Annotated in this window: 14 protein-coding genes and 1 pseudogene; 7 read left to right on the forward strand and 8 right to left on the reverse strand. The window is 37.4% G+C overall.

All coding sequences use genetic code 11. From position 1 onward, the window contains the following. Positions 1-120: 120 nt before the first annotated feature. The 3 genes from HMPREF0819_RS03515 (at position 121) to HMPREF0819_RS03525 (ending at position 3,711) form a co-directional block, all read left to right on the forward strand. A complete protein-coding gene (locus HMPREF0819_RS03515; RefSeq protein ID WP_004232364.1) occupies positions 121-1,380 on the forward strand; it encodes an extracellular solute-binding protein in 1,260 nt (419 codons plus the stop codon). A 127-nt stretch (positions 1,381-1,507) separates the two neighbouring features. Next, positions 1,508-2,875 carry a carbohydrate ABC transporter permease gene (locus tag HMPREF0819_RS03520; protein WP_004232366.1) on the forward strand — a complete coding sequence of 456 codons (1,368 nt, stop codon included), beginning with the start codon at positions 1,508-1,510 and terminating at the stop codon, positions 2,873-2,875. After that, a complete protein-coding gene (locus HMPREF0819_RS03525) occupies positions 2,875-3,711 on the forward strand; it encodes a sugar ABC transporter permease (RefSeq protein ID WP_004232368.1) in 837 nt (278 codons plus the stop codon). Before HMPREF0819_RS03520 ends, HMPREF0819_RS03525 begins: the two co-directional genes overlap by 1 nt. Before the next feature lie 122 nt (positions 3,712-3,833). Here HMPREF0819_RS03525 and HMPREF0819_RS03530 read toward each other — a convergent pair whose 3' ends face one another. Further along, positions 3,834-4,298, reverse strand: a complete 465-nt coding sequence (locus tag HMPREF0819_RS03530; protein WP_004232372.1) for an 8-oxo-dGTP diphosphatase — start codon at positions 4,296-4,298, stop codon at positions 3,834-3,836. A gap of 18 nt (positions 4,299-4,316) precedes the next feature. After that, complete coding sequence (gene uvrB, locus HMPREF0819_RS03535; RefSeq protein WP_004232373.1) at positions 4,317-6,308, reverse strand: excinuclease ABC subunit UvrB; 1,992 nt, start codon at positions 6,306-6,308, stop codon at positions 4,317-4,319. 190 nt (positions 6,309-6,498) lie between these two features. Here uvrB and HMPREF0819_RS03540 point away from each other — a divergent pair, with 190 nt between their 5' ends. The 4 genes and pseudogenes from HMPREF0819_RS03540 (at position 6,499) to HMPREF0819_RS03555 (ending at position 11,995) form a co-directional block, all read left to right on the forward strand. Beyond that, positions 6,499-8,700, forward strand: coding sequence for an ABC transporter substrate-binding protein/permease (locus tag HMPREF0819_RS03540; RefSeq protein ID WP_004232374.1), 2,202 nt, complete (start codon positions 6,499-6,501; stop codon positions 8,698-8,700). Next, positions 8,700-9,440 (forward strand): amino acid ABC transporter ATP-binding protein, encoded by a 741-nt coding sequence (locus HMPREF0819_RS03545; RefSeq protein WP_004232375.1) that lies wholly within the window; start codon positions 8,700-8,702, stop codon positions 9,438-9,440. The genes HMPREF0819_RS03540 and HMPREF0819_RS03545 overlap by 1 nt, the downstream gene beginning before the upstream one ends. A gap of 318 nt (positions 9,441-9,758) precedes the next feature. Next, on the forward strand, positions 9,759-10,259 hold the full coding sequence (rbr, locus tag HMPREF0819_RS03550) for a rubrerythrin (RefSeq protein ID WP_004232377.1): 501 nt from the start codon (positions 9,759-9,761) through the stop codon (positions 10,257-10,259). A 341-nt stretch (positions 10,260-10,600) separates the two neighbouring features. Further along, positions 10,601-11,995: pseudogene (locus HMPREF0819_RS03555) on the forward strand (ATP-binding cassette domain-containing protein). Between the two features lie 95 nt (positions 11,996-12,090). On the opposite strand, the gene HMPREF0819_RS03560 reads toward HMPREF0819_RS03555, so the two are convergent. The 6 genes from HMPREF0819_RS03560 to HMPREF0819_RS03580 form a co-directional block, all read right to left on the reverse strand. Then, positions 12,091-12,273 (reverse strand): hypothetical protein, encoded by a 183-nt coding sequence (locus HMPREF0819_RS03560; protein ID WP_004232387.1) that lies wholly within the window; start codon positions 12,271-12,273, stop codon positions 12,091-12,093. 132 nt (positions 12,274-12,405) lie between these two features. Continuing rightward, entirely contained in the window at positions 12,406-13,719 is a 1,314-nt protein-coding gene (gene obgE / locus HMPREF0819_RS03565; protein ID WP_004232389.1) for a GTPase ObgE, read from the reverse strand. 72 nt (positions 13,720-13,791) lie between these two features. Then, entirely contained in the window at positions 13,792-13,920 is a 129-nt protein-coding gene (locus tag HMPREF0819_RS08680) for a DUF4044 domain-containing protein (protein WP_003065505.1), read from the reverse strand. 83 nt (positions 13,921-14,003) lie between these two features. Continuing rightward, positions 14,004-14,732, reverse strand: a complete 729-nt coding sequence (locus tag HMPREF0819_RS03570) for a pseudouridine synthase (protein WP_004232410.1) — start codon at positions 14,730-14,732, stop codon at positions 14,004-14,006. A 105-nt stretch (positions 14,733-14,837) separates the two neighbouring features. Further along, on the reverse strand, positions 14,838-16,484 hold the full coding sequence (locus HMPREF0819_RS03575; RefSeq protein WP_044023306.1) for a peptide ABC transporter substrate-binding protein: 1,647 nt from the start codon (positions 16,482-16,484) through the stop codon (positions 14,838-14,840). A 402-nt stretch (positions 16,485-16,886) separates the two neighbouring features. Then, complete coding sequence (locus tag HMPREF0819_RS03580) at positions 16,887-18,536, reverse strand: peptide ABC transporter substrate-binding protein (RefSeq protein WP_004232414.1); 1,650 nt, start codon at positions 18,534-18,536, stop codon at positions 16,887-16,889. Positions 18,537-18,680 lie beyond the last annotated feature (144 nt).

The following is an 18,680-nucleotide window of genomic DNA, read 5'->3' on the forward strand; positions in this document are numbered from 1 at the left end:
CTTTTATTTCAAGGTTCAATTTTTTTAAACTTTTTTAATGAAAACGCTTGACAATATTCGCAAACGGTTGCATAATAATAACTGTAAATAATATAAAACTTTCTCTAGGAGGGGAAACTCATGAAGAAGAACACATGGAAAAAAATGGTCCTTGCCGGTGCAGGTTTGACACTTGCTGGAAGCGTTTTAGTTGCTTGCTCTAATAACTCATCAACTAAATCATCTTCTACTTCTGAAAGCAAGACAATTAAACTTTGGGTACCAACTGGTGCTAAAAAATCTTACACTGCAGTCGTAAAAGATTTTGAAAAAGAATCTGGTTACACTGTTAAGATGGTTGAATCAAACGATTCAAAAGCACAAGAAAACGTTAAAAAAGACCCACAAAAAGCTGCTGATGTCTTCTCACTTCCACACGACCAACTTGGTCAATTAGTTGAATCTGGTGTCATTCAAGAAGTTCCTGAAGATTACGCTAAAGAAATCGCTGAAAACGATACTGACCAAGCAGTAGCTGGTGCAAAATACAATGGCAAAACTTATGCATTTCCATTTGGTATCGAATCACAAGTTCTCTTCTATAACAAATCAAAACTTTCTGCTGACGATGTTGCTAACTACGAAACAATCACAAGCAAAGCAACCTTTGGTGCTACTTTCAAAGCAATGAACGCTTATTCAACAGCTCCACTCTTCATGTCAGTTGGTGACACACTATTTGGTGAAGATGGTGAAACTGTTGACGGCACAAACTGGGGTAACGATGCTGGTGTATCAGTGCTTCAATGGATTGCTGATCAAAAAACAAACAAAGGCTTTGTTAACTTGACTGCTGAAAATGCTATGTCTAAATTCGGTGATGGTAGTGTTGCTTCACTTGAGTCTGGTCCTTGGGATCTTAAAGCTGCTCAAGATGCTGTCGGTAAAGATAATCTTGGTATCGCAGTCTATCCAAAAATCTCAATCGGTGGCAACGACGTTCAACAAAAAGCATTCCTTGGTGTGAAACTTTTCGCTGTTAACCAAGCTCCTGCTGGTTCTGATACTGATCGTATCGCTGCTTCTTACAAACTTGCTTCTATGCTTACTAGCGCAGAAAGCCAAGAAAACCAATTCACTTACGAAGGTCGTAACATCATTCCTGCCAACAAAGAAGTTCAAGCATCAGACACAGTTCAATCTGATGAACTAGCTCAAGCAGTCATCAAGATGGCTTCTTCATCTGACTACACAGTAGTTACACCAAAACTTAGCCAAATGACAACATTCTGGACTGAAAGTGCTGCTCTTCTCAGCGATGTCTACAATGGAAAAATTCAAAGTAGTGACTACCTCGCTAAATTGCAACAATTTGACAAAGATTTAGCAAACGCTAAATAAAATGTTTTTGGTGGGGAGTTACTTCCCCACTTTATTTTTAGGGAAAACATTGTCGGAGTTATTGCTAAGCCATTTAATTTTAAAGTTTTAGCAGTGACTTCCAACAATGCTTTAAAAGGAGTTTTGTATGACAAATTCACACTATTTTGACAGTGTATCTGTTAAAGAAGCCTTTCAAAAAGGAAAATTCGACACTAAACTGTCATTTCTGATTATGGGATTTTCAAACTTTTACCATAAACAGATTATCAAAGGTTGTCTATTTTTACTTTCTGAAATTCTTTTCTTGATTACTTTCTTCTCTCAGATTATCCCAAATGTTCAAGGGTTAATCACTCTGGGAACACACGAACAAGGAATCGTTGAACAAAACGTTAATGGTATAAAAATGAAAGTTGCCGTAGATGGTGATAATTCAATGTTAATGCTCATCTTCGGACTTGCGTCATTGATTTTCTGCCTTGTCTTTGCCTACATCTACTGGTGCAACCTCAAGAGCGCTCGAAATCTTTACGTCATCGATAAAGAAAGTTTGAAAGTTCCTACCTTTAAAGAAGATTTTGAAACTTTGGCAAATGGTCGTTTCCACATGACTTTGATGACAATTCCAATGATTGGAGTTCTGCTCTTTACAATTTTGCCATTGATTTATATGATTTGTTTGGCATTTACAAGCTATGACCACAATCATCTACCACCGAAAAGTTTGTTTGACTGGGTTGGTTTTGCTAACTTTGGTAACATCTTTAACGGTCGTATGGCTGGAACTTTCTTCCCAGTCCTTTCATGGACTTTGATTTGGGCAGTTTTTGCAACAGTTACTAACTTCTTCTTTGGTATCGTTCTAGCACTTATCATCAATACCAAAGGTTTGAAATTGAAAAAAATGTGGCGTACAATCTTCGTTATCACAATTGCCGTGCCACAATTCATTTCACTTCTCATTATGAGAAACTTGCTTAGTGACGCTGGTCCAATCAATGCATTCCTTGAAAAACTTGGACTAATCTCTGCAGCAAATCCATTACCATTCTTATCTGACCCAATTTGGGCTAAATTCTCAATCATCATCGTTAACATGTGGGTTGGTATTCCAGTAACAATGCTTGTTGCTTCTGGTATTATCATGAACTTGCCACAAGAACAAATCGAAGCTGCTGAAATCGATGGTGCCAATAAATTCCAAATCTTTAAATCAATCACATTCCCTCAAATCTTACTTGTGATGATGCCAAACTTGATTCAACAATTTATCGGTAACATCAACAACTTCAATGTTATCTACCTACTTACTGGTGGTGGTCCCACTAACTCTAACTTCTACCAAGCTGGTAGCACAGACTTGCTAGTTACTTGGCTCTACAATTTGACTGTAACTGCTGCTGACTACAACCTTGCTTCTGTTATCGGTATTCTCATCTTCGTTCTTTCTGCAGTATTTAGTTTACTTGCTTACACAAGAACAAGTTCTTACAAGGAAGGGGTTGCCAAATAATGAAAAACAAAAAACGTTTAACACTGACATTTGTCTATATTTTATTGATTGTCTTATCAATCATCTGGCTCTTTCCAATCGTTTGGGTTGTTCTTACTAGCTTCCGTGGCGAAGGAACAGCATATGTTAACTACTTCATTCCAAAAACTTGGACGCTGGATAATTACATCAAACTCTTTACCTCAGATGCCTTCCCATTTGGGCAATGGTTTATGAATACCTTATTTGTAGCTTCTGCTACTTGTGTGATTTCAACATTCATTACCGTTGCTATGGCATATTCTCTTAGCCGTATCAAGTTCAAACACCGTAATGGTTTCTTAAAACTAGCTCTTGTACTTAACATGTTCCCTGGATTTATGAGTATGATTGCAGTCTACTACATCCTCAAAGCATTCAACCTCGACCAAACATTGTTGGCACTTATCCTAGTTTACTCGGCTGGTGCGGCACTTGGTTTCTACATCGCTAAAGGTTTCTTTGATACAATTCCTTACTCCCTTGATGAATCTGCCATGATTGATGGGGCAACACGCGCTGACATTTTCTTTAAAATCACTCTCCCTCTATCAAAACCAATCATTGTCTACACAGCGCTTATGGCTTTCATCGGTCCTTGGATTGATTTCATCTTCGCCAAAGTTATCCTTGGTGATGCGACAAGTAAATACACTGTTGCCATTGGACTCTTCTCAATGTTGCAACAAGATACCATCAATGACTGGTTCATGTCATTCACTGCTGGTTCAGTTCTTATCGCTGTTCCAATCACATTGCTCTTCATGTTCATGCAAAAATACTACGTTGAAGGCATCACTGGTGGTTCAGTTAAATAAGAAGAAGTTACCAACTTCTCCCCTTCTATTTATTAATTATCAAAGAAAGCTTGGAACAATAGTTCCAAGCTTTTTGTATGTATTAAAATCTTCTCATATTATAGGAAGAAAACTTTCTATTCTCACCAAAATTCACGTGAGAAATCGTCTTTCAAGCGTTCACGATAAAAGAGTTCGTTAAGGTCATCTTCTTCAAAGACACGAAGTAAGTTAAGCATGTCATAGGATAAATCTAAATTAGGCAAATCTTTTCTGGCTACCCATTTGATTTCACCTTCTTCAGTTGAATAAATCTCACCATCAAAATCAGAAGCATGATACAAGAAAACAAGGTAACGCTCATCTTCTTTGGTATACCAATGTTTCATTCCTACAAGCTGCGGATTTTTAATGGTTAAACCAGTTTCTTCCTTAACTTCACGAATCACAGACTCCACAAGCCCTTCGTGAGCTTCAATGTGACCTCCAGGAAGGGCATATCCTGACCAAGAATAACGTTTTGGGTCACGAAACTGCATAACGACATTTCCATTTTCGTCCTCAATTAGGCACATGTTCGTTAAAATCACACTTTGTGCACGAGACATTTTTAAAATTCTCCTCTTCTAATCCATCGCTTTTAATTCCAACACCATATCACGCAATTGAGCAGCGAGCTCGAAATCAAGCATTTCAGCAGCTTCATGCATTTGTTTTTGAAGTTTCTTAATAGCTTCTTTACGTTCAGTTTTATTCATGCTGCTGTAGTCAGGGGTGTCTTCAGCAACGTCTGTTTCGTTTGCTTTAGAAATCGAAATCAAATCACGAATATCTTTCTTGATTGTTTGCGGGATAATGCCATGTTCTTCATTGTAACGCATTTGAATTTCACGACGACGTGCCGTTTCATCCATAGCTTTTTGCATAGATTCAGTAATCTTATCAGCATACATAATAACATGTCCTTCACTATTACGAGCTGCACGACCAATCGTTTGAATCAGACCTCGTTCATTTCGAAGGAAACCTTCTTTATCCGCATCAAGAATAGCAACCAAACTAACTTCCGGTACGTCAATCCCTTCACGAAGCAAATTAATCCCAATCAAGACATCAAAAACTCCCAGACGCAAGTCACGAATAATCTCCGTACGTTCCAAAGTCTTGATATCTGAGTGCATGTACTTAACTTTGACACCCATTTCCTTGAGATAATCGGTCAAATCTTCTGCCATTTTCTTAGTAAGAGTTGTAATAAAGGTACGCTCACCCTTTTCAACACGAGCATTGATTTCACCAAGCAGATCATCCATTTGACCCATAGTTGGACGAACCTCAACTTCTGGGTCAAGCAGACCTGTCGGACGAATGATTTGTTCGACGATTGTGTCTGTTTGCTCGAGTTCATAATCACCTGGTGTCGCTGATACGTAAACAATCTGATGAACATGGCTTTCAAACTCCTCACGACGAAGTGGACGGTTATCAAGAGCACTTGGAAGACGGAAACCGTAGTTAACTAACATTTCCTTACGAGAGCGGTCGCCGTTATACATTCCCTTAATTTGCCCCATCGTCATGTGACTTTCATCAACCATAATAAGAAAATCTTCTGGGAAGAAATCAAGAAGTGTGAAAGGAGGTTCACCTTCTGAACGTCCATCCATGTGACGAGAATAGTTTTCGACACCATTTGTATAACCCATTTCACGTAGCATTTCCACATCATACTCTGTACGTTGTCGAATACGCTGTGCTTCAATGAGTTTTCCTTCTTCTTCGAACTTCTTAACCTGTTCTTCCATTTCTTCCAAAATGTTCTTGATGGCATGTTCCATGTGCTCTTCATTAGTCATGAAGTGAGTAGCAGGGAAAATTGCCAAATGTTCTACCTCACCAAGAACCTTACCAGTCAAACTTTCAATTTCTTGGATGCGGTCAATTTCATCACCGAAAAATTCAACACGAAAGGCATGTTCGTCTCGACTAGCTGGAAAGATTTCAACAACGTCTCCTCGAACACGGAAACGTCCACGCTGAAAGTCAATGTCATTTCGCTCAAATTGAATATCAACCAAGTCATTTAATAATTGGTCACGTGAGATTTCTTGACCTGGACGAAGGCTGACAACACTATCTGCATATTCTTTTGGCGAACCTAAACCATAAATACATGACACAGAAGCTACCACGATAACGTCATTGCGCTCTAGCAAAGCCGAAGTTGCCGAGTGACGGAGTTTATCAATCTCATCGTTAACTGAGCTATCCTTTTCAATGTAAGTATCGCTAGATGGCACATAGGCTTCTGGTTGGTAGTAATCATAGTATGATACAAAATATTCAACCGCATTATCTGGGAAGAATTCTTTGAACTCACCGTACAGTTGACCTGCCAAGGTTTTGTTGTGGGCAATAACTAGCGTAGGTTTATTAACCTTAGCAATAACCTGACTCATCGTATAAGTCTTACCAGTACCTGTTGCCCCAAGAAGAATCTGCGCTTTTTCGCCACCTTCGATATTATCAACCAAAGTCTCAATCGCTTGTGGTTGATCTCCTGAAGGTTCGTATTTTGAAACAAGTTTAAATTGATTATCTTCTATTCTATCTATCATCGTATTCCTCGAACTGTCATTATAATACATTCATTTTAACATAAATATAGGTAAATTACTCTTACTAGGTCCCAAAATCATCACATTATTACATCTTATGTTAGGTTTTCTGACATGAATAAGAAATCTAAGTTGCCTTGGTCCTGTTATTTTGATATAATTATACCAATCTATACAAAAGGAGACTAACATGAAGCACAAATTGAAAGCTATTATGCTAGCTATGATTTCTGCAATCTTTGTGTTTGGTGCAAATGCGCAAGCTGATACGATTAGTGTTGTATCCGATACTGCTTATGCCCCATTCGAATTCAAAGATTCAGATCAAGTTTATAAAGGTATCGACGTTGACATTATTAATGAAGTCGCTAATCGAGAGGGCTGGGACGTCAAGATGACTTTCCCTGGTTTCGATGCTGCCGTTAATGCTGTCCAAGCTGGTCAAGCCGACGCTCTTATGGCTGGTACAACAGTTACTGAAGCTCGTAAAAAAGTCTTCACATTTTCAGATACTTATTACGATACCGCTGTCGTTGTCTACACTCGTAGCAATGCTAAAGTGACAAACTATAAACAACTTTCAGGAAAAACTGTTGGTGTTAAAAATGGTACCGCAGCTCAAAGCTTCCTAAAAGAAAATCAAAAAAAATACAACTACAAAATCAAAACATTTGATACAAGCGATTTGATGAACAACAGCCTAGATACTGGTTCTATCTACGCTGCTATGGATGACCAACCAGTTGTCCAATATGCTATTAACCAAGGTAAAGACTACGCTATCAATATTGATGGTGAAAAAGTTGGTAGCTTTGCATTCGCCGTTAAAAAAGGTAGCAAATACGAATACCTTATCGACGAATTCAATGAAGCCTTTGATGCTATGAAAGAAGATGGTACTTATGATGCCATCATGGCAAAATGGCTTGGCGACTCTAAAGACTCAGCCGACAAATCAACTGTTGTCACATCAGATAGCTTAAAACTTTCTGGTGATGCATCAGCAAAAGCAACACCTGTAAAATCAACTTACAAAATCGTTATGGATTCTTCATTTGCCCCATTTGAATACCAAAATGACTCAGGCAAATATGAAGGAATTGACGTTGACTTAATCAAAGCCATCGCTGAACAACAAGGTTTCAATATTGAACTTTCAAATCCTGGTTTTGATGCTGCACTTAATGCTGTTCAAGCTGGTCAAGCAGATGCTGTTATTGCTGGTATGTCAATCACAGATGCTCGTAAAGAAATCTTTGACTTCTCTGACCCTTACTACACTTCAAACATCCTGCTTGCTGTTAAAAAAGGTAGCTCAGTAAAATCATACGAAGATCTAAACGGTATGACTGTTGGTGCTAAAAATGGTACTGCTTCATACACATGGTTGTCAGAACACGCTGACCAATATGGTTACTCACTTCGTGCATTTGATGAAGCATCAACAATGTACGACAGTTTGAACTCTGGTTCAATCGATGCTCTCATGGATGACGAAGCTGTTCTTCGTTACGCAATCAAACAAGGTCGTAAGTTTGAAACTCCAATCGACGGTGAAAAATCTGGTGAATATGGATTTGCTGTTAACAAAGGCGCTAACCCAGAATTGCTAGAAATGTTCAACAATGGTCTTGCTGCCCTTGTAAAATCAGGTAAATACGATAAAATCGTAAGCAAATACCTTGGAACATCTGAAAACAAAAAATCATCTTCAAGTGTTGATGAAACAACAATTTGGGGATTGATTAAAAACAACTATTCTCAATTGCTCACAGGTCTTGGAACAACACTTAGCCTTACACTTATCTCATTTGCTATCGCTATGATTATCGGTATCATCTTTGGTATGATGGCAGTTGCTCCAAACAAAGTCCTTCGTACAATTTCAGCAATCTTTGTTGACGTCGTACGTGGTATTCCATTGATGATTGTTGCTGCATTCATCTTCTGGGGAATTCCAAACCTCATTGAATCAATGACAGGACACCAAAGCCCAATCAATGATTTCCTTGCTGCTACTATCGCTCTTTCATTAAATGCTGGTGCTTATATCGCTGAAATTGTTCGTGGTGGTATTGAAGCTGTTCCAAAAGGACAAATGGAAGCAAGTCGAAGCCTTGGTATTTCATACGGTAAGACAATGCAAAAAGTTATCTTGCCACAAGCAGTTCGTGTAATGTTACCAAACTTCATCAACCAATTTGTTATCTCACTTAAAGATACAACAATCGTTTCTGCAATTGGTCTTGTTGAACTCTTCCAAACTGGTAAAATCATTATTGCACGTAACTACCAATCATTCCGAATGTACGCTATCTTAGCAGTAATCTACCTTGTAATGATCACCCTTTTGACTCGTTTAGCAAAACGTCTAGAAAAGAGGCTTAAATAATGGCAGAATTAAAAATTGATGTACAAGATTTACATAAATCTTATGGAGATAATGAAGTCTTAAAAGGAATTACAACACAATTCCACGAAGGTGATGTTGTCTGCATCATTGGACCTTCTGGTTCTGGTAAATCAACTTTCCTTCGTACGCTTAACCTTCTTGAAACAATCACAAGTGGTAAAGTTGTTGTGGATGGATACGAACTTTCTGACCCAACTACTGATGTCGATAAAGTTCGTGAAAATATCGGTATGGTGTTCCAGCACTTCAACCTCTTCCCACATATGACAGTTCTTGAAAACATCACTTTTGCTCCAGTCGAACTTGGAAAACAAAGTAAAGAAGAAGCTGAAAAACATGCGATGGAACTTCTTGAAAAAGTTGGTCTTGCTGATAAACGTGACGCCAAACCAGACAGCTTATCTGGTGGTCAAAAACAACGTGTTGCTATCGCACGCAGCTTGGCTATGAATCCTGATGTCATGCTTTTTGATGAACCAACTTCTGCACTTGACCCAGAAATGGTCGGTGACGTTCTTGGGGTTATGAAAGACTTGGCAGAACAAGGCATGACAATGTTGATTGTTACTCACGAAATGGGATTTGCCCGTAAAGTTGCCAACCGTGTTATCTTTACAGACGGTGGACGATTTATCGAAGATGGAACACCAGAACAAATCTTTGATAACCCACAACACCCACGTCTAAAAGACTTCTTAAACAAAGTATTAAACGTTTAATAACATAAAAAAGCTAGTTTAGTTTAACTAGCTTTTTTCTTACTTTCAAAGCGCATTTGTTGTTAAAATTTTGACTTTCATATTTGCTTTTGTTAGACTTAAGTTAAGTTGTTTAGACAAACTACAAGTCAAAAATTCTATCAGACTTGGCTTTTACCTCACTTATCTTTATAAGATTTGTCATAAGCGAGATAATCTTATTTATTCTTAGCAAATCCAAATGACTACTCATCTGTGATACTCAGTAGACTTTCTACTGTTTTAATATAAGGAGGACTTTGATATGTCTAAGTATGCAGGCACTCAAACTGAAAAAACTTGCAAGCTGCGTTCGCTGGAGAATCTGAAGCTCGCAACAAGTACACTTTCTTTGCTTCAAGAGCTAAAAAAGATGGCCTCGAACAAATTGCCGACCTTTTCTTAAAAACAGCTAACAACGAAAAAGAACATGCCAAAATGTGGTACAAGGAATTGTATGGTATCGGAGATACTTCTGAAAACCTTGAAACTGCTGCCGACGGTGAAAACTACGAATGGACTGACATGTACGTCCAATTCGCTAAAACAGCTGAAGAAGAAGGCTTCCCTCAATTAGCTAAAAAATTCTTGATGGTTGCAGAAATCGAAAAACATCATGAAGACCGTTATCGTGCTCTTTTGAAAAACATCGAAACTTCTCAAGTCTTTGAAAAGAGTGAAGTTAAAATTTGGGAATGCCGCAATTGCGGACATATCATTGTCGGAACAAAAGCTCCAAAAATTTGTCCTGTATGTGCACACGCTCAATCTTACTTTGAAATTCGCGCTGAAAATTATTAGTAGACACAACTTCCGACTTTTTGTTGGAAGTTTTTTATCATATTCTTTGACAAGATTGCTGCTTATCTGCTAAAATTAAAACAAATCTATTAGGAGGACACAGTGCATTGAACAACTAAGAACAAAAATTTTGGTAATCCTTATCAGGTTTTGTTTTTAGTGCACTCTTATACCTTCTTCCATCCCCTACAAGATATTAGCCAATTTTGGGGATATTTTTAGCGTTGACCATAATGAGATACACTCTGCCTGATAAGGTGGAGTGTGTTTTATTAAAAAGCGAGGTTTATATGCTAGAAATTTATCATTTAACCATAACCCATATCAAGGATTATAAGTAGATAGTTTGTGATTTAAGCTTAAATGTTAAATCCGGTGAAAAATTAGCAATCATCAGCGAAGAGGGAACTGGAAAATCTACTCTACTAAAACTCATACTTTCTCCTTCAAAGATTCACGATTACACAACTGTTGAAGGAACTATTCAAAATCCTTTCAACAAAATTGGATACTTACCACAAACTCTGTCAGAACAAAAAAGACAACAAACTGTTTTAGAATTTTTGTTCAAAAATTCCGAGGATTTATTTGACTACAATGTTTTTTATCAGTCGGCTGCATTGTTAGATTTAGACATAAAAAAATTAGAAGATAGTAACTTACATCTAGGTCGCTTATCTGGAGGAGAACAACTGAAACTCCAACTTGCAAAACTAGCTGGTGATAATGCTGATTTACTTTGACTCGATGAACCCTCTAGTGATCTTGATTTAGAAAGTCAGTTGGCACTACAAAAATTTATCCAAACATCAGATAAAACTATTATATTTATATCTCATGTCGAATCTGTCCTAGAAAAAACAGCTACTACCATTTTACATCTTGAACTCATCAGACATCGACAACTCGCCCGTTCTAACTATTTTCCAGGAAAATATTCAGATTATCTCAAATATCGCAAAAACTCTTATCAAAAACAACTCAATTTAGCTAAAAACGCTAAAAAAGCAAAGCAAAAACGGGACGAAAAAATTCACCGACTACACCAAGCAGTTCAATTCAAAGTTAGAAATACACATGATAGCTCAGTTGGTAGGCGTGCGGCTAAAAAATGAAAAATATCCTTTCACTTGAAAAAAGATACCATAAACAAGATGAGCATTTACCAGATTTTCCAGAAGAAATGGATAATCTGTCACTTTCTTTTAATAACATCTAATCACTTGACAACAAAAAGGGAATTCTATCGTGGAATAACGAAAATTTGCTTACTGGTCAGAATATTGATTTAAAAATTTTTGGAAGAGATAAAATTGTCATTACAGGAAAAAACGGCATAGGAAAATCTTGTTTACTAGAGAAAATTTATAACACATTACAGCAAGATAAAAATTTATCTATCGGTTACATGCCACTAGATTATGATAAACTTTTTACCTAAAGAAATGAACGCCATAGATTTTTTAAGAGAGGTTTCAAGCGAGACCGATGCGAGGACAATCTTAGACAGTCTGAAATTTACTCGTTTTGAAATGGAACACCCTACTGATGAATTATCTGGTGGTCAAAAAGCAAAATTATTTCTAGCTCATATGGCCTTAGCCAAAAATCACATTTTGATTCTGGATGAACCAACCAGACACTTCTCTCCAACCAGCCAATCTATCGTAAGAAAACTCTTATCATATTTTGATGGATGTATTATAAGTATCTCTCACGACAAAGCCTTTATTTAGGAAGTTCCAAAAATATCCTATCGTTTGAATGAAAATTTTTTAGAAAAGCAATAAAAAAAGCCCAGCAAATTGCTGAGCTGTAGCAGGAAAGACGATTAAGACTCTTGGTCGTCAACTTCTCCTGCTTTTTCTTTTGCCAATTTTTCGCGTTCCAAACGGAAGCGACGATTTGGATTAAGTGTATTGAAAAGTTCTTCTAGCTTTTCAGCATTCCAAACATCGGCTGCTGATACAAAATTACCATCTTTATCTCTAAAAGATATCGGTTTTTCACCCATAAGAACCTCCAGTTAAATCAATTTAATATCGAAACAAGTCTATCTCGACTAATATAACAAGCAAGCACGTCCTACTAGCTATGCAAAAAGATAATTTTTGCTTCGCTCGTTTAACGGACTTTGTATCTTATATTAATCTACAAATTCGAATTCGAATTTACCGATTCGAACAATGTCACCATCTTTTGCACCGCGTTCACGGAGAGCTTCATCGACACCCATACCACGCAATTGACGTGCAAATTTCATGATAGATTCATCACGTTCCATATTAGTCATGACAAAGAGTTTTTCAAGTTTTTCACCTGACAATACCCAAGCAGCATCATCATCACGTGAAATTTCAAATGGACGTTCATCTGGATCAAATCCATAGTAAACTTCTTCATCAATCATATCATCATTAGAGTAAAGCAAGAATTCGTCAGTCTTATCAAGCAATTCTGCAGTTGCTTCCATAAGATTTTCTAAACCTTGGTGAGCTAAACTTGAAATTGGGAAAATCATTGGTACTTCATCAAAATCATCATAGTTAGCCGCCAATTTTTCTTTGAAGACTTTCAAGTTTTCTTCTGCTTCAGGCATATCCATTTTGTTAGCGACAATAATTTGCGGACGTTCCATTAAACGAAGGTTGTAGCTTTCAAGTTCTTTATTGATTGCAAGATAATCTTCGTACGGATCACGTCCTTCGCTTGCTGACATATCGATAACGTGCAAAATAACACGGGTACGTTCGATGTGACGAAGGAATTGAGTACCAAGTCCAACACCTTGTGATGCCCCTTCAATCAATCCTGGAAGGTCAGCCATCGCAAAGCTATCACCAGATTTTGTACGAACCATACCGAGGTTAGGTACGATTGTCGTAAAGTGGTAGGCGCCAATTTTGGGTTTTGCAGCAGTCACAACACTAAGAAGTGTTGATTTACCAACTGAAGGAAAACCTACAAGACCAACATCAGCCAAGATTTTCAATTCAAGTTGAAGGTCGCGTTCTTCTCCTGGTTCACCGTTTTCAGCAATTTCTGGAGCAGGGTTACGTGGTGTTGCAAAACGAATATTACCACGTCCACCGCGTCCACCGCGCGCAACAACAAATTCTTGACCATTTTCAACAAGGTCAGTAATGACTTTACCAGTCTCTGCATCACGAACAGTTGTTCCTTCTGGGACACGAACAATAAGGTCTTCTGCACCACGTCCATGCATTCCCTTTGTCATCCCTTTTTCACCTGATTTTGCTTTAAAAATACGGTTATAGCGGAAGTCCATCAAAGTACGAAGCCCTTCATCAACTTTAAAGATAACTGAGCCACCTTTACCTCCGTCACCGCCCCAAGGACCGCCATTAGCAACATATTTTTCACGACGGAATGCAACCATGCCATCACCGCCGCGACCTGCTTTAACGCTAACCTTGGCAGTATCTAAAAACATACTCATTATTAATTCCTATTCTTTCATTAGTATAAACTTGATTTGTCAAAGCATAAAAAAACGCCTCTTCAGCGTTCTTTAAATAATTGAACCAATAGCAGTCGCAATAAGACCACCTACAGTTACTAGAACCATTAAGATAACAACTACTAAAGTTAGTTTTTCAAACGCTGTTTTTTTACGTGGTCCGTTTTCACCAAATGCCACCTTAATACACCTCGCTCAATTGATTTTATTACTATTATCTTAACATGATTACCTTAAATAAGCAAATAAGTAATGCATAATTTTTACAATTCGACACCAAATTTTTGCAAGCTTTCCAGTTCTGCTGGAGAAAGTCTTCTCCACTCACCCAAAGCCAATTCGTCATCCAGTCGAAGTGGTCCCATGCTCAAACGTTGTAAATCAGTTACTTCTTTTCCACAGGCCAAAACCATGCGCTTAACTTGGTGAAATTTACCTTCCTTGATTACAATTTCAACCAAAGACGTATTTGATTTCTCATCAGCATTGATAATATTAAGCTGAGCAGGTTGACATGTGAAATCCTTCAGTTCAATTCCATCCGCAAACGCCTTAACATCTTCATCAGTCATAATGCCAGCAACTTTAGCGCAATAGAGCTTATCAACATGCTTTTTCGGAGAGAGCATAGCGTGCGCTAACTTACCGTTATTTGTCAACAGCAAAAGACCATGAGTATCAATGTCTAGACGACCAACAGGAAAAACTTCTTTGTCCCAAGCTGTCTTGTCCAATAAATCTAAAACTGTCTTATGATGGTCATCTTCTGTCGCTGAAATAACCCCTTTAGGCTTATTTAACATATAATAAACGAATTTTTCATAAGAAAGATTTTGTCCCTGACAGACGATCTTATCCAACTTTTCATCAATTTGTGTTTTTGGGGAAGTTTCTAATTTTCCATTTACCAAAACCTGTTTTTTCTTCAGCAATTGTTTGACTTCTGTACGTGAGCCAACCCCTGCTTCTACTAAAAATTTATCTAAACGCATCGTTTTCCTTTATTCTGATTTAATACCTTCATTGTAACATTTTTTGAAAGATAAAAAAACAAGGTCGAGCAAGCTCGAACCTTGTTTTATCACTCTCAAAACGACTTATTTTTTATATGCGTATGTGAAGTCTACAGACAAACCTGTTGAGTTACGAACAAGTCCTTTAAGGTTAGGATTTTGAAGTGATTTAGTACTACGGAAGTAGATTGGGTTGTAAAGTGCGTTATCGTAAAGTGCTTTTTCAGCAGCTTTATAATCATCAGCAGCAGCTTTTGCATCTAATGCATCAGTAGTGATTGCTTTTTTGTATGCAGCATCGTAATCAGCATTTGAGAATTTACCGTAGTTGTATGATGAACCAGTCGTGAAGAGTCCATAGAATGTTGAACCTTCTGGATAGTCACCACCCCAAAGAACAAGAGCAACATCAAAGTTTTGGTTCTTAGTATCTTCTAGACGTTGTTTGAAAGTAACAAATTTTTCTTCAACTTTCAATCCTGGAAGAGCTTCTTCCCAAGTTTGTTTGATGTAGTCAACTGAAGCTTTTGCAACTGGTGCATCTGAGTCAGCTGTGATAGTCAATTTAACTGAGTCTGTACCAAGTTCTGCAAGACCTTCTTTGAAGAGTTTTGCAGCTTCTTTCTTATCATAGCTGTAACCAGGTGATACGTATTTAGCCAAGTCTGTTCCATCAGGAAGTTTTTCAAGACCTGTTGGAACAAGAGCTGTTGCAGCTTTTGAACCTGTATCGATAGCAGCTTTAACGATACCTTCACGGTCAGTTGCTAAGTTAAGAGCTTGACGGATTTTAGTATTGTTCAAAGCAGTAACTGTACCAGTTTGGTTGTAAACCATGTAAGCTGTTGTTGCTTCTGGAACTGTAACTACATCGTCACGGTTTTTATTTGCTTTGAATGTAGCTTCTGTATTTGAAATGTTTGCTGTATCAACGTCGCCATCTTTGTACATTTGAACAGCTGTATCAGGTTTCTTGATTGTTTGGACGTTTACTTTCTTAGTTTTAACGTCTTTTGCATCCCAGTAATATTTGTTTTTCACAAGTGTGAAGTTACCGCTTGTACCGTTCCATTTTGTAACAGTGTATGGACCTGAGTACAAAGCTTTTTCTGATGTTGTACCATAGTCATCACCTGCTTTTTCAACAAATGCTTTACTTTGTGGCATGAAGTTACCAAATGATAGAAGGCTCATAAATTGTGGAGATGGGTTAGACAAAGTAAAGATAACTTTGTTTCCGTCTGCTTTAACTCCAAGTTCATCAAGACCTTTTGTACCAGAAATAACTTCGTCAGCGTTCAATACATGAGCATCTGATACTAGGTAAGAATATTCTGAAGCAGTTTTTGGATCTGCAATACGTTGCCATGTGTAAACAAAATCTTCCGCAGTCAAATCACTACCGTCTGACCATTTAAGACCATCACGCAATGTCGCAGTGTATGTCAAACCATCTTCTGAAACATCAACGCTTTTAGCCAAATCTGGTTGCAATTTTCCATCTTTATCAACACGGAGAAGGTTACTTCCTGAGTTACCAATAGCCATTGATGAGTAAGTATCAGTTACTTTAGAAATATCAAGAGTACTGATTTCAGTTGGCACGAACCAATTGATATCTTTGCTAGCAGATTTTGATGATGAGTTATTTCCACCACATGCTGCTAGTGTAGCAACAGACAACAATGTGACAGCTCCAAGGCCGACACGTTTTAAAGATTTAATCTCCATAATGGATCCTCCTACCATATAACTTTCTTTCGGTATGTAAAGTATTATAACACAATATTTTCTAAAAATACAGAAAATTTGTAAATTAATTAAAATTTCAAAAACATATTTTGAATTAATTTTTGCATCATTTTCTTTTAATTTTATACAACAAGAGGATGAATTGTCTGTTTTTTATAAAAATACTATTCTCTTTGTCACATTTGAAGTAGTCTTACATCTTTCATTTTTAGCTACTATTAGAACTTCTATCACTCAAAATATCGACTTTATCAAACTTTATGGCATTGTACAAAATCTGACATCATTTTATATATATTTTCATTTTACGTTATAAATATCATCAAAAAAGCAAGGTATACTTTTACATAAACCTTGCCTTTTTCAACATATTTCTAATTTTTATTTTTTATAAGCGTAAGTAAAGTCTACTGTCAAGCCAGTTGAATTACGAACAAGTCCTTTAAGAGATGGATTTTGAAGCCATTTTGTACTACGGAAGAAGATTGGATTGTAGTGTGCACCTTTGTAAAGAACTTTTTCTGCAGTCTTATAATCTTCTGCAGCAGCATCTGTATTCAAAGCATCTTCTGTGAGTGCTTTGTTATAAGCAGCATCAAATTCATCACTAGATACTTTACCATAGTTGTATGCTGAAGTTGATGAGAACAAGCCATAGAATGTTGAACCTTCTGGATAATCTCCACCCCAAGAAACTAGTGCAACCTCAAAGTTTTGGTTTTTAGTATCTTCAAGACGTTGTTTGAAGGTTACAAATTTTTCTTCAATCTTCAATCCTGGAAGAGCTTCTTCCCAGCTTTGTTTGATGTAATCAACAGCTGCTTTTGTCACAGCATCATCAGAGTCTGCAGTTACTGTCAATTTCACTGAATCTGTACCGAGTTCTGCAAGACCTTCTTTGAATAATTTAGCTGCTTCTTTTTCATCGTATTTATAACCAGGTTCAACGTATTTTGAAAGGTCAGTACCATCAGTTAATTTTGCAAGCCCTGGTGTTGCAAGTGCTGTCGCTGGTTTTGAGCCAGTATCAATAGCAGCTTCTACGACACCTTGACGGTCTGTTGCCAAGTTAAGTGCTTGACGAATTTTTTCATTAGCAAGAGAGGCAACTGAGCCCGTTTCGTTATAAACGATGTAAGTCATTCGAGCTTCTGGAACTGGAACTGCTTCTTTGTTGCTCTTGTTTGCTTTATAGATTGATGAGGTTGCTGAGATATTTGCGGTATCAAGCTCACCGTTTTTGTACATTTGAACGGCAGTATCTGCTTTTTTGACTGCTTGAAGATTGACTTTTTCAGTCTTAACGTTCTTAGCATCCCAGTAGTATTTATTTTTAACTAAAGTAAAGCTGCCATCACTTCCGTTCCAGCCTTTGATAGTATATGGTCCAGAATAGATTTGGTCTTTAGAAGTTGTAGCATATTTGTCGCCTTCTTTTTCAACAAATACCTTTTTCTGTGGCATAAAGTTAGAAAAGGCTAGATAGTACTTAAATTGTGGGCATGGACTTGTAAGCTTAAAGGTAATTTTATTACCGTCAGCTTTAACTCCAAGTTGACTCAAATCAGAGATTTCACCAGTATTAATCTTATCAGCATTTTCAAGATGTGATTCAACAGCTAAATAAGCGTATTCTGAAGCTGTCTTTGGATCAACCATACGTTGCCATGTGTAGACAAAATCATCAGCAGTCAAGTCACTACCGTCAGACCATTTCAAACCATCACGCAAAGTCGCTGTATATGTCAAACCATCCTCAGAAACTTCGACACTTTTTGCCAAGTCTGGTTTTGGTTCACCTTTTTTATCTACACGAAGTAGGTTACTTGATGAGTTCCCAATTGCTAACGCAGAATATTGGTCAGTATTTTTTGAGATATCCAGTGTCAAAATCTCAGTCGGTGTGTACCAATTAATCTCATTTTTATTAGCTGCAGTTTTATTTCCGCCCCCACACGCAGCCAATAAAGCAACTGAAACCAAGCTTATTGCTCCAATTCCAACACGTTTCAAAGTAGACTTATTATCCATAAAAGTTTCCTCCTACCATAAACTTTCTTTCGATATGTTTGGTATTATAGCACACTATTTTCTAAAAATACAGAATATTTCAAAATTAACAAAAATTATTTTTCTTCAGGAAAATCAAAAAAATCCAACAGAAGATTTGTACTG

Source organism: Streptococcus equinus ATCC 9812 (assembly GCF_000187265.1).
In the GTDB taxonomy this organism is placed as follows: domain Bacteria; phylum Bacillota; class Bacilli; order Lactobacillales; family Streptococcaceae; genus Streptococcus; species Streptococcus equinus.

What these genes read in the sequence shown, in the direction of transcription:
- HMPREF0819_RS03515 (WP_004232364.1), top strand. Translation starts at nt 121, where the DNA reads ATGAAGAAGAACACATGGAAAAAAATGGTCCTTGCCGGTGCAGGTTTG.
- HMPREF0819_RS03520 (WP_004232366.1), top strand. Translation starts at nt 1,508, where the DNA reads ATGACAAATTCACACTATTTTGACAGTGTATCTGTTAAAGAAGCCTTT.
- HMPREF0819_RS03525 (WP_004232368.1), top strand. Translation starts at nt 2,875, where the DNA reads ATGAAAAACAAAAAACGTTTAACACTGACATTTGTCTATATTTTATTG.
- HMPREF0819_RS03530 (WP_004232372.1), bottom strand. Translation starts at nt 4,298, where the DNA reads ATGTCTCGTGCACAAAGTGTGATTTTAACGAACATGTGCCTAATTGAG.
- uvrB (WP_004232373.1), bottom strand. Translation starts at nt 6,308, where the DNA reads ATGATAGATAGAATAGAAGATAATCAATTTAAACTTGTTTCAAAATAC.
- HMPREF0819_RS03540 (WP_004232374.1), top strand. Translation starts at nt 6,499, where the DNA reads ATGAAGCACAAATTGAAAGCTATTATGCTAGCTATGATTTCTGCAATC.
- HMPREF0819_RS03545 (WP_004232375.1), top strand. Translation starts at nt 8,700, where the DNA reads ATGGCAGAATTAAAAATTGATGTACAAGATTTACATAAATCTTATGGA.
- HMPREF0819_RS03560 (WP_004232387.1), bottom strand. Translation starts at nt 12,273, where the DNA reads ATGGGTGAAAAACCGATATCTTTTAGAGATAAAGATGGTAATTTTGTA.
- obgE (WP_004232389.1), bottom strand. Translation starts at nt 13,719, where the DNA reads ATGAGTATGTTTTTAGATACTGCCAAGGTTAGCGTTAAAGCAGGTCGC.
- HMPREF0819_RS03570 (WP_004232410.1), bottom strand. Translation starts at nt 14,732, where the DNA reads ATGCGTTTAGATAAATTTTTAGTAGAAGCAGGGGTTGGCTCACGTACA.
- HMPREF0819_RS03575 (WP_044023306.1), bottom strand. Translation starts at nt 16,484, where the DNA reads ATGGAGATTAAATCTTTAAAACGTGTCGGCCTTGGAGCTGTCACATTG.
- HMPREF0819_RS03580 (WP_004232414.1), bottom strand. Translation starts at nt 18,536, where the DNA reads ATGGATAATAAGTCTACTTTGAAACGTGTTGGAATTGGAGCAATAAGC.